General features: G+C 61.5%; 14 protein-coding genes (1 of these 14 only partly in view). 1 reads left to right on the forward strand and 13 read right to left on the reverse strand.

From position 1 onward, the window contains the following. The 8 genes from PRI8871_RS19595 to PRI8871_RS10425 all read right to left on the reverse strand — a co-directional run. Positions 1–2,994, reverse strand: the start of a protein-coding gene (locus PRI8871_RS19595; RefSeq protein ID WP_108886153.1) for a PKD domain-containing protein. The gene continues 25,791 nt to the left of window position 1, outside the view; 2,994 of the gene's 28,785 nt are visible here — the first part of the coding sequence; it begins with the start codon at positions 2,992–2,994; its stop codon lies off the left edge, out of view. A gap of 327 nt (positions 2,995–3,321) precedes the next feature. Continuing rightward, positions 3,322–4,041, reverse strand: a complete 720-nt coding sequence (locus tag PRI8871_RS10395) for an alanyl-tRNA editing protein (RefSeq protein WP_108886154.1) — start codon at positions 4,039–4,041, stop codon at positions 3,322–3,324. Next, the gene (locus tag PRI8871_RS10400; RefSeq protein ID WP_108886155.1) at positions 4,038–6,398 is read right to left on the reverse strand and encodes a DUF3772 domain-containing protein; all 2,361 of its coding nucleotides are present in this window, start codon (positions 6,396–6,398) and stop codon (positions 4,038–4,040) included. The genes PRI8871_RS10395 and PRI8871_RS10400 overlap by 4 nt, the downstream gene beginning before the upstream one ends. 2 nt (positions 6,399–6,400) lie before the next feature. After that, on the reverse strand, positions 6,401–7,435 hold the full coding sequence (locus PRI8871_RS10405) for a cysteine synthase A (protein ID WP_108886156.1): 1,035 nt from the start codon (positions 7,433–7,435) through the stop codon (positions 6,401–6,403). A 56-nt stretch (positions 7,436–7,491) separates the two neighbouring features. Further along, the gene (locus PRI8871_RS10410) at positions 7,492–8,616 is read right to left on the reverse strand and encodes a gamma-glutamylcyclotransferase (RefSeq protein ID WP_108886157.1); all 1,125 of its coding nucleotides are present in this window, start codon (positions 8,614–8,616) and stop codon (positions 7,492–7,494) included. Between the two features lie 6 nt (positions 8,617–8,622). Continuing rightward, the gene (locus PRI8871_RS10415; RefSeq protein WP_108886158.1) at positions 8,623–9,063 is read right to left on the reverse strand and encodes a TrgA family protein; all 441 of its coding nucleotides are present in this window, start codon (positions 9,061–9,063) and stop codon (positions 8,623–8,625) included. Positions 9,064–9,069: 6 nt separating this feature from the next. Then, positions 9,070–10,278, reverse strand: coding sequence for an SAM-dependent methyltransferase (locus PRI8871_RS10420; protein ID WP_108886209.1), 1,209 nt, complete (start codon positions 10,276–10,278; stop codon positions 9,070–9,072). Between the two features lie 73 nt (positions 10,279–10,351). Beyond that, entirely contained in the window at positions 10,352–11,773 is a 1,422-nt protein-coding gene (locus PRI8871_RS10425) for a cryptochrome/photolyase family protein (RefSeq protein WP_181389438.1), read from the reverse strand. A gap of 142 nt (positions 11,774–11,915) precedes the next feature. Here PRI8871_RS10425 and PRI8871_RS10430 point away from each other — a divergent pair, with 142 nt between their 5' ends. After that, a complete protein-coding gene (locus PRI8871_RS10430) occupies positions 11,916–12,290 on the forward strand; it encodes a VOC family protein (protein WP_108886160.1) in 375 nt (124 codons plus the stop codon). 4 nt (positions 12,291–12,294) lie between these two features. On the opposite strand, the gene PRI8871_RS10435 is transcribed toward PRI8871_RS10430, so the two are convergent. The 5 genes from PRI8871_RS10435 to PRI8871_RS10455 form a co-directional block, all read right to left on the reverse strand. Next, a complete protein-coding gene (locus PRI8871_RS10435) occupies positions 12,295–13,281 on the reverse strand; it encodes an MDR family oxidoreductase (protein WP_108886161.1) in 987 nt (328 codons plus the stop codon). Positions 13,282–13,403: 122 nt separating this feature from the next. Further along, positions 13,404–13,988 (reverse strand): SMC-Scp complex subunit ScpB, encoded by a 585-nt coding sequence (gene scpB / locus PRI8871_RS10440; RefSeq protein ID WP_108886210.1) that lies wholly within the window; start codon positions 13,986–13,988, stop codon positions 13,404–13,406. A 67-nt stretch (positions 13,989–14,055) separates the two neighbouring features. After that, positions 14,056–14,862, reverse strand: coding sequence for a segregation and condensation protein A (locus PRI8871_RS10445; RefSeq protein ID WP_108886162.1), 807 nt, complete (start codon positions 14,860–14,862; stop codon positions 14,056–14,058). Beyond that, on the reverse strand, positions 14,855–15,892 hold the full coding sequence (locus PRI8871_RS10450; RefSeq protein WP_245897825.1) for a glycoside hydrolase family 3 N-terminal domain-containing protein: 1,038 nt from the start codon (positions 15,890–15,892) through the stop codon (positions 14,855–14,857). The genes PRI8871_RS10445 and PRI8871_RS10450 overlap by 8 nt, the downstream gene beginning before the upstream one ends. Further along, positions 15,868–16,842 (reverse strand): SPOR domain-containing protein, encoded by a 975-nt coding sequence (locus tag PRI8871_RS10455; protein WP_108886164.1) that lies wholly within the window; start codon positions 16,840–16,842, stop codon positions 15,868–15,870. The genes PRI8871_RS10450 and PRI8871_RS10455 overlap by 25 nt, the downstream gene beginning before the upstream one ends. Between the last annotated feature and the right edge of the window lie 2 nt (positions 16,843–16,844).

Raw genomic sequence — 16,844 nt, forward strand, 5'->3', positions numbered from 1 at the left:
CGTGCCGTCGTCATGGGTGACAAAAGTATCAGCCCCGGTGGCATAGAACAGGCTATCGCCGGTCTGCCAACCGTGCCCTTTAAGCGTGATGATATCGCTGGCGTCATCCACGGCGCTGGTGGGCGTGAAGCTGACCGCCGCGCGGGTGCCGATGAACCGGTGCAGCCCGCCCGAGGCCGGACCGCTCAGATCAACGATTGCGCCTGTGGCGTCCTTCAGTTGGAAGCCCGTGCTGGTGACATTGGTGGCGAAATAGGTGGTTTCCGGGGCCAGCCCGCCGATCGCATCCGGCGTCAGGGCCAGCAGGTATTCAACCTCTTGCCCTTCGGTAAAGCCATGATCGGAAACCATAATCCGGTTTGCCGCGGCATCGATCCCCATCAGCGAAACGCTCAGGGTGCGGGGGGATGTGCCTTCGGTGGTAAAGCTATGCGCATTGTAGGGGTCGCGCTGCGTTGGCAGGCCAATGGCCAGCGGCGTGGCCAGATCCGTGTCGCCAATGGCATAGAACTGCACCCTGTCTTGGTCCAGCACTTTGACCCGGTAGCGTTTGGAACTGGTCAGGCCCGAAATTGCCGCACCGGCGGCCTGATAGGTGACGATATCGCCATCGCTCAGCCCGTGGCCGATCAGGCGCAGCGAATTGCGGATCGCTTCATCAGCCGAGGCATCGGCAATCGCATCCACCGCGCCGACAACATCCACCTTTTGGCGCAGGGTATGCGTGGCATCGGCATCCAGCGAAGACGCGCCAAGGTCGATTGTCGTCGGCGGCGCGCTGAGCAGTTGGAAATGGTCTTGATCGACGTAATTGACGTAATAGGTGCCGCCATCCTCTAGTCCGCCAATGGCCTTGGCCCCGGTGTCGATCAGAATGGTGGTGTCGGCGGCGGTATAGACAATGCGTTGACCATGGCTCAACCCGTGATCCTTGACGGTGATCAGATCGCGCGACAGGTCCACAACGGCGCTGGATTCCGCGTCAAAGCTGTAATCGGTGCCCCAATCCCATGTGCCTTGGTCCGGGCCATCTGCGGCCCCCACCCCGCCCTTGGCGTGGATTTCGCTATCGACGGTGGTGGTCACATCCACCAGTTCCACGGCAATGCCTGCAGCCAGCATCGCCTTGGCGTCGCTGGTGGCCGAGATAGACAGATCGCTGGTGGTGCTGGTGTCCGCCGTTGCGATCATATTGACGTTGCCGCCATGCGACACGATGGTCGTGCCTTTGTCGGATGATAGCCCGGTATCGACATCCAGAACCGCGACCGTCAGGCCAAAGCCGCCGCTGCTATCGGTTTCGCCCTCGAAATGCCCCTGCATCGCCAGCGTGGCCGAGGCCGAAGCGGTGGTCTTGGCGGCAACCAGTACATCACCACCGGCCGAGATTTGGCTGCCGGTCAGGGTGGTCGCAACATCGGTCACAACCACCGATACCGTCACGCCCGCTTGGCTGCCGGTGTCTTTGGGCAGGCCCAAGCGTTCGCGCTCGGCGGCGTTGAGCGGTTGCACCAAGGCTTCCGAGCTGACCTCGGTCGTGGCGCTGATCTGTACGGTGCCTTCGGCAAAGACCTTGGCCCCGGTCATCGTCACATCGGCATTGGCCTTGTGGATCAGAACCTCAGCGCCAACCCCCTTGAGGGTCGCGCCCATGTTCTTCAGAAATTCCAGCCCACCGTCGACGGTTTGTTCCAAGTCGACATTGCCAGTGGCCAGAAAATCCCCAACCTTCGCGCCGGTCTTGGCCTGCAAGGGCGCATCCACCGCCGTGGCGTCGATCGAAACAGATGCGCCTAGAATGACGCTGCCCGACCCAATAGTGATCTCGGCGCTATGGGCCTTTACGTCGATCAGCGGGATTCCGACCCGCTGGATAGCCTCATCCGCGCGGATCGAGACCGCGCCGCCGGTTCCCGCTTCAACCGAGGAGGTCGCGGCACCGGTATCGCCCCCGTCCAGCCGGGCCGAGCGGATGGTCGCGTTCGCGCCGACATCCACCTTGCGGCCCGCGATGTTCACATCGCCCGCTGCGCCTTCGTCGGTCAAAGTGTCGATGATCGCGCCGCCCGACATGGCAACCGTGTCACCGATCAGCGTGACACCGCCATCCGCGCCGACCCGGCCCGACACAGTGATCTTGCCCGATCCTACCAGATCCGAGGTGTCGGGCGTCGATCCGCCAAGCCCTTCGAACAAGGCCGCGCTTAGGCCGGTGCGGATCTCATCTTCTTTGAACGGGTCGTATTTATCGGCCAAGCTGACCCGAAGCGTATCGACCCGCGCATCGCCCATCGTGCCGATGTCGAACGAAACTGACCCTGCGTGGTTCAGATAGCCCACATCCAGCGCCGCCCCGGTCGAGACTGCCGCCTTCTGGCCAAAGGTGATATCCACCGCGCCGCCATACAGATGCAGACGCGGTATTGCGCCGGACGTATCCTCGCCCAGCGTCCAAGACGCGCCAAGCTGGCCGAAATCTTCGAAGGTCAGACCGTCGTCCGACACGGTAATCGGATTGCGGCTCGCCGCATCGTCCGTCAGACTGGGCTTGCCGAGAACGATCTTATCCGCGCCGCCCTTGGTGATGTAATCAAGGCTGAACGCCGTCAGATCCGTTTTCAGCGTCGGATCCAGCGTCAGCAGGTCATTGCCACGCGATCCGGTCAGATTGACCCGCACCGCCGTGGCTGCATCCATATTCCAGGATTTGAGCGTTCCCGAATTGTCGGCCAAAACCAACTGGCGCGTGTCGCCCTGATCCACCACGCGCAGAACCACGCTTTTGGACAGGCCGCCATCGCCCATATAGTCCGACAGGGAAATCGCCGCGGTGAACGGGTCCGCGCTGAGCAGAATGCGCGGCTCCATCGGCTCCAGCACCAGCGCCTTTTCCCGGACGCGCGGGGCGCCAAACGTATCTGCCACGCGCTTGGCCACACCAGCGATCAACGCAGATTTCATACCTTTGCGGAAGCGGCGGTCAAATGCGAACATGGCGGGCCTCAAATCAAGACAGACGTCTAAAAGGATCGATCTTCAAACGAGAACAAAGGTTTAGGACAGCCCCATGCCTTCAAAATCGCCCGCCCAAAGAAACCGGCATGGATTGTAAAACTATCCATTTGGGATCATCAGCGCATAAATTGCCCCGACTCGCCCCCGCCTAACCAAATGAGCATTGGGTTATCGATAGAACCAGGGAGGCCCGTTTTCAACGAATTTCCTTAATTTCCAAAGGAATTCCGGGGCCGTCACTTGGACACTTCACCCGAAAGATCCGCCGTGCCAAAAGGTGCCTAAATTTAAATCAGACAGGCCGAGTCAGGCGTCAAACACCAGCGATACACGCCGGTTTTGTTTGCCCTTGTTTTCGATCTTGCCGATGCGAATTGCGCCGATTTCGCCGGTGCGGGCCACATGCGTACCGCCGCAGGGCTGAATGTCGATCACCGCATCCGATGTGCCGATCTGAACCAGCCGAACACGCCCCGATCCGCGCGGCGGCTTGACCGACAGCGTTTTGACAAGGCCGGGGTTTGCGTCAAGCTCGGCTTCGCTGATCCACTTTTCGGTCACCGGCATGTCGCGGTCGATCAGCATGTTCAGCCGATCCTCCAGCGCGTCTTTGTTGTTCGGCGGCTCTGGCATCATGAAATCGAGCCGCCCCCGATCCGCCATGATCGCGCCGCCCGTCACAGGCAGTGGAATGACGACCGACAGCAGGTGCAGCGCCGTGTGCATCCGCATGTGGCGGTGGCGTCTTTCCCAATCCAGCGTTTGCACGACCGGCGTGCCAACGGCGGGCAACCGCGCCGGTTCCGCCGGGATCAAAACGATCGCGCCGTCATCGCCTTTGACAGCCGAGGCAATGCCGATCGACTGGCTGCCCCAACGCAACACGCCGCTATCGCCCGGCTGGCCGCCGCCGGTGGCGTAGAACACTGTCTGGTCCAGCACGATTCCACCTTCGAAGGTCAGCCCGGTCACGGTGGCCGGTGCTTCGCGTAGGTACGGGTCTTGCTGGAACAGTTGGGCAGTCATTCGGGAACTCCTGTGGTCGGCGGAGTGTCTTCGATTTCAGCGCCCCGATCAACCGGGGCCTTGGGGTGCAAAGCCTCGGGGTTGCGCAGCCAGATATCGCGCTGCGCGAACGGGATCTCGATCCCCTCTTCGGCAAAGCGGCGGGCGATTTCGTGGTTCATGTCGGATTTGACCTGCATGACCTGATGCACATCGCTGAGGATCGCGCGGATTTCGAAATCGACGGAATCCGCTCCAAAGCCCATCAGATAGACATTGGGTTCGGGGTTCATCATCACCATCGGATGATCACGTGCGATGTTCTTGAGGATCTTTTCAACGCGCATCGTGTCGGTGCCATAGGCCACCCCAACCGCCACTTTGACCCGGCCAATGGAATTGCCGCGTGTGTAGTTGGTCACGGTGCCCGACACCAGATCGGCGTTCGGCACGATCACATCGGTGCGGTCAAAAGTTTCGATCCGGGTGGACCGGACGGAAATGGTTTTGACATGCCCGTGCTGGCCACCGACCTCGATCCAGTCGCCTTCGGAAATCGGACGTTCGATCAGCAGGATGATGCCCGAGACAAAGTTCGATACGATGTTCTGCAAACCAAAACCGATACCGACCGACAGCGCACCAGCCACAATGGCCAGCGACGACAGATCCAGCCCGGCGGTAGTGATCGCCACAATGGCCGAGATAAAGATCCCGACATAGCCCACGCCCGACACAATGGCATTTCGCCCGCCCGCATCAATCCGGGTCTTTGGCAGAACCGTCCGGCGCAACCCACCCTGCAGCAGCCGCGTGACCAGAAAGCCGACGATGAACAGCACCAGAACCAGCAGGAAGTCGGTGGGCGAAATCCGTGTCTCTCCCAGCGCGAAGCCTTCATGGAACCGCGTCCACAGTTCGGTCAAGTCGGCGACCCGTGCCCCCCAGACCAGAGCCAGAACGGGCAAGGTCATCAGGATAAGGATAAAGCCAGTCATGACGGGGATCAGGCTATTGCGGGCGTCGGCTTCGTCTCCGACGATCATCGCATACAGATCGCCGATGAACCGTTGCAGCACTAGCAGCACGGCCAGCACGCCAACCGTCTGCACCATCGGCAGGATCATCCCCCGACCGACGCCACCATATCCGATACCGGCCAGGATCGGACCAAGCAGGCCAACGACAATCAGGCCTTTGCCAAAGATGTGAAGCAGTTGCGACCGGAAACGCTGGGAATCGCTTTCCTCAGTGGTATCGCCAGAGGGGCGACCGCTTTGCAGGATCAAGCCCAGCCGGAACAGCATCAGGCCCAGCACCACCAGCAGCGGGAAATCGAGAACGGCCAGAACCGTTTCGTCAAAAACCGAAATGGTCGCAAGCACGTAGAGCGCCATGCGCAGCACCGTCACCAGCGCCATCATATGGGCGTAGAACACCGCCTCGACCCGGCGCACCGGTTCAAGGTGAATCAGCGCCGCACCGTCTTCGCGATACAGCACCTCTTCAGCCAGCCAACGGACCACCAAAAAGGCCAGCGCCCAGACCGGCAGCAGGTCGACCATTTCGCCGGTGCGCAGGCCCAGCATTCCCGTGGACTTAACCGCAAAGACCGCAAGGTAAATCGCAACCGCAGGCAGAACGATGCGGCCAAGGGACAGGAGAAAACTCCAGACCGGGCCACCACGCACAGACGTGCCTTTCAAACCAGTCAATGCCCGGCGCACCCAAGTGTTGCCCTTGACGCCCAGCACCAGCGCAATGGTCAAAAGCAGCATCACGACCGGCAGGTTGGACCGCATCACCGCCAACTTGGCAGGGGTCTTGGCGGCTTGATACAGCTCTAGCCACATCGAGTTGGCCGACTGATAAAGCGCATCCAGCGCGGCAGGCCAATACTGCGGATTGAGCGGGGTCGGACCCAGTGCCAGCAGGCGATCCGCTTGCCGGGTGCGGATCAATGAATCGATCTCGCCAATCAGGCCGTCGGCCCGCAAATACGCCTCTTCGGCGCGGATCACCGGGGCACGCAAATCGGCCAGCTGTTTGTTCAGGGCGCTGCGGCGTTCGGCGATGTCGGGGGCCTCTTCCCGGCCCTCAGGAACCTCACCCAGCGCAGCAATTTGATCCTGCAACGTCTTGATACGCAACGTATTTGACGATTGTGCAGCTGTGAACGCATCGCGCCAAACGACGATCTCGACACGCAGTTCTTCCAGTGCACTATCTGATGCGCGACCGGCCTCAATCGCCTCTTCTGCGCGGATCGCCGTGCTTTCCCAAGTGGCATAATCCGGGGTCGCCGTCTGCGCCCATGCTGATAAGGTCAGTCCGAGCGCAAGCAGCAGACCGGCGGCAATCCGAGCAAACCAAGCCATTCTTAATCGTCTTCAAATACGCCGGGAATGGACGCCGCCGCCCGGTCAAGCCACGCAGGAACCGGCAGGCCCTTTTCCTTCAGGAATTCAGGGTTGAAAAGCTTGGACTGATAGCGTGTGCCATAGTCGCACAGCACCGTCACGATGGTGTGACCCGGCCCCATTTCCTTGGCCATGCGGATTGCACCTGCGATGTTCACACCGGACGACCCACCAAGGCACAGGCCTTCGTGTTGCAGCAGGTCGAACACGATCGGCAGCGCTTCGGCGTCCGAGATGTTGTAGGACATGTCGGGCGTGAAACCTTCGAGGTTGGCGGTGATCCGCCCCTGCCCGATGCCTTCAGTGATCGAGCCGCCCTCGGCCTTGTGCTCGCCCGTGGTGTAATAGCTGTGCAGCGTCGCGCCATCGGGATCGGCCAGCGCGATCTTCACGCCCTTGGGCTGAAGGGCCATGCCAACGCCCGCAAGTGTCCCACCCGAGCCAACCGCACAGACAAAGCCATCAACCTTGCCGCCGGTCTGTTCCCAGATCTCCGGGCCGGTTGTTTCGATATGCGACTGGCGATTGGCCACGTTGTCGAACTGATTGGCCCAAATCGCGCCGTTTGGTTCGGTTTTGGCAAGTTCTTCGGCCAGACGGCCCGAATAGCGCACGTAATTGTTCGGATTCTTATAGGGCGCGGCGGGCACCTGAACCAGTTCCGCCCCGGCCAAGCGCAGCATGTCTTTCTTTTCCTGGCTTTGGGTCTCAGGAATGACGATCACCGTCTTGAACCCCATCGAGGCCCCGACCAGCGCAAGACCGATCCCGGTGTTGCCTGCGGTGCCTTCGACGATCGTGCCGCCCGGCTTCAGAAGGCCCTTGGCAATTGCATCGCGAATGATGAACAGCGCGGCGCGGTCCTTGACCGATTGGCCGGGGTTCAGAAACTCACATTTACCCAGAATCTCGCAGCCGGTCTCTTCGCTGGCCTTGTTTAGGCGGATCAGGGGGGTGTTGCCGACGGCTGCGGCCAGATCTGTTGCGATGCGCATCGACCTGCTCCTTCTTAACTGGTTTGTAACAGGTGTAGGCGGGCCTGCCGGGGAACTCAAGCAGATGCGCGCAACCGATCACGATGTCTTGCAAGCCATAGCACCATCATCGCAAGGGGCGCGACGTTGATTTCGCCAGTCTCAAGCAGATCCATCGCCCTGTTGAATGAAATGACATGGGTGCGAATGTCTTCGGTTTCGGTCTCCAACCCGCCCAGCCAGTTGCCTTCCTCGGGCAGATCGCACAGGCCAAGGAAGCAGTGGAAATAGTCCGTCGCATAGCCGGGTGACGCATAGACCCCGCCGATTTTCTCAAGCCGGGTCATAGCGATACCGGATTCTTCCATGGCTTCGCGATGGGCGCAGACCTCGGGGCTTTCGCCCGCATCCACCATGCCCGCCACGGGTTCCAGCACCCAAGGATGCGGATCGCCCCGCCCCATCACGCCCATGCGCAACTGTTCCACCAGCAACAACCGGTCCGTGCGCGGATCATAGGGCAGCACTAGCGCGGCATCGTAGCCAATAAAGATTTCGCGATGCACCGGATCGGTTTCACGGCCATCGAACCGGCGAAAGCTGACGTCAAATTCCTTCAGGCGGAAGAAACCATCATGCCCGGTGCCGCGATCCGTGACCGTCACATGATCGGCCAGCGCGCTGCGGCGCAGGCTGTGCGGATCGGATTGTCGGGCCAGAACCCGTGACCAAGCCCGCGCCATCAGCGGATTGCGCAGCGCGCGGATCTGCGCCACGGGCATGCGCCCGTATTGGCGCAGGATGTCTTGCGCGGCCAGCACCGTCAGATCTCCGCGCCGGGCGATCCAATCGTCCAAGTCCCAAATGCCGGGGCCGGTTTGCAACGGCTTGCCCGGAACATAGACCTGCGCGGGCACCTCTTGGCCGTCCAGCACCACAGTGCACGGGGTCAGCACATAGTCATAGCCGCCTTCGTAATAGTCCAGCCGGGCCAGATCCTCATCAGACACAGTCACCAGCAGGCCCTGCGCTGCGGCTCCGGCATCCGGCACCAGCGCCGGGAAATCTGCGCCGTTGACGGGGGCGGCACGGTGGCCGGGGAATTGCGCGGCACGCAGGTCATCCGCCCCAAGCGCCCGGCCCAAGACAGCCTCAAGCAAGGGAACACAGCGCAGCGTCCCGAACAAAAACAGATCTGTCACGCGATGTTATCTCCAGTTGCGGGCAGTCAGTTCGATCACCAAGCCCACAATGACGGCGCCGATTAACAAAAACTTGATGAAATCGAGGTTCAGCATCAATGCGCCGTGTTTCAGGCCAAATTCCACCACGCCCGCAAAGGCCTCTAGCACGTCGCCGTAGCGGTGGCGCATGGATTCCTGCCACATGTGATAGATGCCTTGCACGAAAAGCGCCCAGAACAGCAGGGCCACGGTGCCGGTAATGCCATTGCCGATGCCCGCGCCCCAGCCGCGCCCGGCGCGTTTGCCAACGATCCACCACCCGCAGAAAAAGCCCACCGCTGCATTGACCAGATTGAACGACCCATAGGCCGTATCAGGCGGCATCAGGGTTTTGAACTGTTCCGAAATCAGGAAGGCGAAGCCGGCAAACAGAATGCCGGCAACCAATCGAGCAGCAGTGAACATTTGGCCTCATGCGGGTTTTGCGATGGTGATCTGGGTCACGTCGCAGTTTCCGCTGTGGAAGGTGGCAGCGCAAGAGGTGAGGTAAAAATTCCACATGCGCCGGAACCGATCGTCAAAGCCAAGTTGCGCCACGGCGTCCCATTGGTCGTTGAACGTATCGTGCCAGCGCCGCAGCGTCTGGCTATAGCTTTCGCCAAATTCAATCGAGCCGACCTCTTGCAAACCGGCCCGCGCAACGGCTTGCCGGAGCGCAATGGGGCTGGGCAACATGCCACCCGGAAAGATGTATTTCTGGATGAAATCGACACCCTTACGGTACACATCCCAGCGCCGATCCTGCACGGTGATGATCTGAAGCGTCGCCTTCGCGCCGGGTTTCAACCGTTGACGCACGGCGTCGAAATAGACCGGCCAGTATTTTTCGCCCACCGCCTCAAACATTTCGATGCTTGCGATTCCGTCATAGGTGCCAAGCTCGTCGCGATAGTCTTGCAGCTTCAATTCGACAAGATCGGAAAGCCCTGCCTTTTCAATGCGATCCTGAGCAAACTTCAACTGCTCCTTTGAGATGGTCAGCCCCGTAACCCGCAGGCCACGTTCCTTGGCGGCGTATTCGGCAAAGCCGCCCCAACCGCAGCCGATTTCCAAGATATGATCGCCCGGCTTGGCCCCCATCTGATCCACCATCGAGGCGTATTTGGCCGTCTGCGCGGCCTCAAGGCTTTCTTGGCCCGACCGGAACAGGGCTGAGGAATAGGTCATTGTATCGTCCAGCCAAAGCCCGTAGAAATCATTGCCCAGATCGTAGTGATAGCTGATGTTCTTCTTGGCCTGACGCTTGGAATTGGACTGCATCCAGAACCGCATCCGCTCATAGGCGCGCAGCAGGCTCATGCCCGGAAAGCCGTCGTACAGCTCATCATTGTCGGCATGGACAAGGTCCATAAAGGCCTGAAGATCCGGCGTGCTCCACCAGCCATCAAGGTAGGCGTCGCAGAACCCAAGGTCGCCTTCGCGGATCAATCGGGCAAAAGTATCGGGATTGTGGACACACAATTCGGCCACCGGGCCCGGCCTGCGCCCCTCGGCGCGGAATCGCCGCCCATCCGGCAGAACAAAATCAAGCCGCCCTGCGCCCATGTCACATGCGACGTCGAACACCTTGGCAAAATACCGCGGCAGATTGGACTGCCCCTCTGTTGATGTCAGGATCATCCCCACAGCCTCCGAACTGCCATTCAGGCTATGCGGCACGCCGCTTTCGGGCAAGTGTCTTGAATCCAGCATGTTAAAACCCCCTGTTTTCATAGGCGTCCAGCGCCCGTTTGCGCCCGTCTTCTGCGGTGACCACAGGGTCGGGGTATGGATCGGTGGCCGACAGGCCCCATGATTTCGGTACGGCTTGGAAATAGGCCAATGCATCGCTGTGCGGGTTGGATTTGCCCTCGGCGATCCAGCGGTCCACGTAAACGTGACCTGCGTCGAACTTTTCCAATTGGCTGACCGGGTTGAACACGCGGAAATAGGGCGCAGCATCCGGGCCACTGCCTGCCGTCCACTGCCAGCCCATCGCGTTTGAGGCCGGATCCCAGTCGGTCAGGCAGTCTTCGAACCACGCCTGCCCGATGCGCCAATCGGTCATCAGGTGTTTGGTCAGATAGCTGGCAACAATCATCCGGGCGCGGTTGTGCATCCGGCCAGTCACATACATTTCGCGCATCGCGGCATCGACAAAGGGAATACCGGTGCGCCCCTGTTTCCACGCGACCACCTCGGGCCGGGTGTCATCGGTGTTCCATGGGAAGGCGGACCAGTCCTCGCGCCAGTTGCCGGTCAGGATATGCGGCGTGTGCCACATCAGATGATAGGCAAATTCGCGCCAGACCAGTTCCTTCAGATAATGTTCCGCGCCGCGTTTGCCTTCGTGCATGGCCCGCATCCCGGCGTGCCAGCACTGATGCGGGCTGATTTCCCCCAGCGCCAGATTTTCCGACAGGTTTGAGGTGGCATCTTCGGCCGGGTGATTGCGCATGTCTTTGTAGGTGTCGACCTTATGCGCCATGAACGCCCCCAGCCGCCCCTGCGCCGCCGCCTCGCCCAGTTGCTGATAGGGCCGCACCACAGCCGCACCCCGCCGCATCGCGGCGCCAAGGTGCCAGTCGTCCAGCGCTTCGCTCTCGGGCCATGTGTCCGGCGCCGGGATCTGCGAAGGCGCTTTCAGGGGGCCGGGCACGTCAACATCCTTCACCGCCCGCCAGAACGGCGAATAGACCTTATAGGGCCCGCCTGTCTTGGTCTCGACCGTCCAAGGCTCAAACATCAGATGGCCGCCGAAACTGCGTGCCTCAATGCCCCGATCCTTGAGCGCCGCCTTGACCGCCTTGTCGCGTTCAACGCTGGCAGGATCATATAGCCGGGTCCAATAGACAGCCCCCGCACCAGTCTCATCGATCAGCTGGGTCAAAGCCGCCAAGGCGCCGCCTGACCGATAGATCAACCGGCTGCCCTTGGCCGCCAGCGCCTCGGCATAGTGGCCCAGCCCAAGCCCCAACCGCCATTTCGGCGCCGCGCCCAGAACGTCGACTTGCCCGTCACGGATCGTCACCGGAATCACCGGGCGCCCCGTCTGAACAGCGGCGTCCAAGGCCGGATGATCGGTCAAACGCAGATCGCGTCGGATCCACAAAAGGATGGGGGATTGGTCGCTCACCTTAAACGGCTCCTTGGTTTTCATACAGTTAGAGCAGGCCGAAATCGGTCAATGCACAAATTGCGCTTTCTCGCCGCCACTCCTGCCAAAAAATGACAGGTGTCTATGCGATACCCTCCTCATCAACACGAAAGGAAACGACATGACTTACAAACCCAACAACTGCCTCATCTGGGCCGAGATCCCGGTATCGGATCTGACCGCTGCTACAACTTTCTACGCAGGGGTCACCGGAATGGATCTACAATTGAACACAGATATGGGCCCAGAGCCGATTGCCATCTTCACCTATCAGGAACCGGGCGTATCGCTGCACCTGTTCCAAGGCACGCCTGCCCCGCGCGGCATCGGCAACCGCGTGCACCTGAATTCCGAAGGCAAGCTGGAAGACACCATGGGCCGCGTCGAAAAGGCAGGCGGCAAAGTAATGTCGCCCGCCATCGAATTGCCCGATGGCCGGTTCTTTTATGCCGAAGATCCCGACGGCAATTCCATCGGGTTCTTCGAACCGAAATAAAGGGTTAGCGGGTCACGTCCACCACGACGCGGCCCCGCACCTGACCTTTCAGGATCTGTTCGCCCAAGGCGGGCAGATCCGACAGGCCCGCCGGCTGAACCATGGCCTGCGACACATCCATCGGCAAATCCCGCGCAATTCGCTGCCACGCACGCACACGCGCCTCATAGGGCTGCATCACGCTGTCGATGCCCAGCAGGTTCACCCCGCGCAGCAAGAACGGAATGACCGTCGCAGGCAGGTTCGCCCCGCCCGCAAGGCCAACCGCCGCAACCGAGCCGCCGTATTTCATCTGCCCCAAGATCCGCGCCAGCATCGGCCCGCCAACCGCATCCACGCAGCCCGCCCAGGTCTCGCTCTCCAGCGGGCGCTTGACCGTTTCGGCCAGTTCTTCGCGCGGCACAATGCGCGACGCCCCAAGACTGCGCAGATAGTCCTCTTGGTCGGGCCGCCCCGTGACGCCCGCCACCTGATAGCCAAGCGCCGCCAGCAGCGCCACGGCCACCGATCCGACACCGCCCGCAGCGCCGGTGACCAGCACCTCGCCCCTGTCCGGCGTCAGCCCATGATCTTCCAGCGCCATAACCGCCAGCATCGCGGTAAACCCCGCCGTGCCCACAGCCATCGCCTGATCCAGCCGCAAACCATCCGGCAGCGGCACCAGCCAATCGGCATTGACGCGGGCAAACTCGGCATAGCCCCCCCAATGCGCCTCGCCCACACGCCAGCCGGTCAGAACCACCTTGTCGCCGGGCTGATAGCGCGGATCGGCGCTTTCCTCGACCACGCCAGAAAAATCGATCCCCGGAATATGCGGGTAATTGCGGACCAGACCGCCCCCCGACCCAAGGCATAGCCCGTCTTTGTAGTTCACCGTAGAATAGGCCACGCGCACCAGCACATTCCCATTCTCCAGATCCGCGATGTTCAGATCTTTGACCGATGCCGAAGTGCTTCCATCCTCGGCCTTCTCAACCATCAATGCCCGCATTGGACCCTCCCTTTCATCTTTCCGGCAAATACTCGGGGGTGAATGGGCCCGCAGGGCCCAGAGGGGGCAAAGCCCCTTCCCCGACGACCTACCAATCACACAGCGCCAATCCAGCGATCGCGTCAGGCACCCTCCTCGTCGAACAGATCATCCTGCCCGTCGTTCTCAAGCGGCTCCTCCCGCTCGTCTTCGGCACCGGGGCGCGGACGGTTGTCCAGCAGGCCAGCGGCACGCAATTCCTTCAGCCCCGGCAGATCGCGGGCCGATTCCAGCCCGAAGTGATCCAGAAACGACTGCGTGACAACAAAGGTGACAGGCCGTCCGGGCGTCATACGGCGGCGGCCAAAGCGGATCCATTCCATCTCCAGCAACTGATCCACCGTCCCGCGGCTGACCGACACGCCGCGGATTTCTTCGATCTCGGCGCGGGTGACCGGCTGATGATAGGCGATGATGGCCAGCGTTTCGATCGCGGCGCGACTAAGCTTGCGCACCTCGACCGTTTCTTTCTGCATCAAGAACCCCAGATCGGCAGCGGTGCGAATGGCCCAGGCCTCGCCCACGCGGACCACCTGCACACCGCGCCCGTCATAACGGCGCTGCAAATGGGCCAGTGCGGTTTTCGCATCGCACCCATGCGGCATCCGGGCGTTCAATTCCCGCTCGGTGATCGGTTCCGCCGTGGCAAACAGGATCGCTTCGACCATGCGTTCCTGTTCCGCCAGCGGCGGGGCCTCAAACAGACTTTTTTCCTGCGGGTCACGAAGGTGCGGATCACTCACTGCGTCGGTCCCTCTTGCGCAATTGAATGGGTTCGAACAGGCCCGATTGGCGGATCTCGGCCTTGCCCTCTTTGCACAGCTCCAGCGATGCGGCAAAGGTCGCCGCCGTGGCAGACCGCCATTTGACCGGGTCTTTGTGCCAGCCGTCGGGGATGTAGCTGGCGATATCGGTCCAAACGCCTGCAAATCCGATCAGCGGGCGCATTCGTTCCAGCGCCTGCTCCATCGTGAAAACGGAATCGCGGTCCATCACGAAGGGGCGGAATTCATCCTTGGTTCGGATGCGGGCATAGCCCTGCATCAGGTCCAGCAGCGTCGCGGTATATTCCACCCGGCGCACCCGTTCGATCTGTTGCGTCTGGGCACGGGCAAAAAAATCGCGGCCCAATTGGTCCCGCGCCATCAGCCGGGCGGCAGCATCGCGCATGGCCTGCAAGCGTTCCAGCTGAAACGCCAGATGCGCGGCCAGATCTTCGCCGGATGGGCCTTCTTCCTCGGGGTCGGGCGGCAGCAGAAGGCGCGACTTCAAGAAAGCCATCCAAGCGGCCATCACCAGATAATCAGCGGCCAATTCGATGCGCAATTCCTTGACCTTATCAACAAAGGCCAGATATTGCCGCGCCAGATCCAAAACCGAGATTTTGCGCAGGTCCACCTTTTGCGTGCGGCTAAGTTGCAGCAAAAGGTCCAGAGGGCCCTCATAGCCGTCCAGTTCCACAATCAGGGATTCCGCGGCCAGCCGTTCGGCGACTGCCTGGTCCTTTACTTGGTGGATTGCATCGATCTGTTGGTCACTCATGTCCGCGCTCAGCTTCAAGCGCCTCAAGCTGAGCATCCAACGCCGCAATGTCAACACTATCGGAGGTAGGCCGCGCCGCCAGCGCTGCATCGGCCCGCATTTGCGCGGCGTCAGTCATCGTGCCGGTGCTGCGCATCAGGGCGATCATTTCGCGCAGGTCGCCATTGCAGTGCAGCACCACATCACAGCCTGCATCCAGCGCTCGCCGCCCACGTTGCCAAACCGGGCCGTCCAGCGCCTCCATCGAGATGTCGTCGGTCATCAGCAGCCCGTCAAAACCGATCTGCCCCCGGATCATCGCGATCATCTTGGCCGATTGGGTGGCCGGTTCATCCGACAAATGTTCATAGATCAGATGCGCCGTCATCCCCATCGTCATATCGGAAAACGGGCGGAAGGCGGCGAAATCGGCCTTCTCAAGCGTGGCGACAGGGTCGGTGACGCGCGGCACGTCCAGATGGCTGTCGATCTGCGCCAGCCCGTGGCCGGGGATATGCTTGATGACCGGATAGACACCGCCATCCAGCAGCCCCTGCGCCACGGCGCGGCCAACGCCGACCACCGTTTCAAGGTCACTGCCATAGCAACGGTTGCGCAGGAATTTATGGGTTTGGGGCCGGGCGATATCCAGCATGGGGGCGCAATTGGCGTCGATCCCCAGCGACAGCAGTTCCGCCGCGATGATCCGATAGCGAAGGTACATAACGCGGGCCGCCTTGGGGCCAAAGCGGGCCACATGATCCAGAGGCGCAGGCCAGTCGCGGGCCAAGGGCGGGCGGAGCCGCTGTACCCGTCCGCCTTCTTGGTCAATGAACACGGGCGCATTCCAGCCGACCGTATCGCGCAGATCGGCAGTCAGCGCGCGGATCTGGTCGGCGGCTTCGATGTTGCGGGCAAACAGGATAAAGCCAAAGGGGTTGGCATCGGCAAAAAAGCGGCGCTCAGCGCCGCTTAGGGCCGTGCCCTCACATCCCAGAATGGCAGCGCCAAACCGCGACATCGGCGTTATCGCATGACCACGGGGATACATTCCGCCTTGCCTGCAACGATGGCGGCGCAGAACTGGCGGGCGTCGGCCACGTCTTCAAAGCCCATGGCGCGCAGACGATAGAAGGTCCGGCCACCCGACGTGGCCTTTTGCACGACCCGCTGTTTGCCGGCCATAAACTCGCCGAATTTCTTGTTCAGCTTGTCCCATTCGCCGCGCGCGATGTCGTCGCTGGCATAGGCACCAAATTGCACCATGCGCGTGCCAACCGCGACAGATGCGGCATCCACGTCAATCGAGGCAACCTGAACCGCCGGGCGCGGCGCGGTGGCCGCAGCCTTCAGGCCGCTGGGGCGCACAACCGGGCGCAGGGATTTGGAAACACCGCCAATAAACTCATCGGCTTCAGCTGTTGGCGCATCGTCGATTTCATCCGACAGGCTGGCCACTTCGACCGGTGCCGCCCGTTCAACCTTGGCACCGCTCAGAGGCGGAGCATTCCCGGCGATCAGGTTGGCCATGTCTTCGACCGACTGGCCTTTGTTGAAATCAATAGCGGCGACCGTATCGACGCTATCCTTGGCCGACAGTTGGATCGGCTCAGACGATTGGGCGCTGGCGACGGTCAGGCGTTCCGGCATCACGATATCGGCGGATGGCTGGTCTTCTTCGCTGAGGATCGCACCGCGCGGGGCCAATGTCAGACGGTCTGCGGGGGCCTCGGCCACGCCGTTGCCCGCCACCGAATTGACCGCAAGCCCCTGATGTTCGGCAGCCTTGCCGCCGGGGGTTTCGGGGGCCACGCGCATCGGGCCTTGGGTGGCCTTGACGATCGGCACGCCCGAGACGTCCCGCACCAAAAGCTGATACCCCCAGACGCCAATGCCGCCAACCAGCGCCAAAGACACGACCGCCCCGGCCCAATTGGCCATGGATGCCATTGATTTCTTCGACGCGGGCGTTGCCTGCGCGCCCTCGTAATACTCTGCCATGT

Source organism: Pseudoprimorskyibacter insulae, from assembly GCF_900302505.1.
GTDB lineage: Bacteria > Pseudomonadota > Alphaproteobacteria > Rhodobacterales > Rhodobacteraceae > Pseudoprimorskyibacter > Pseudoprimorskyibacter insulae.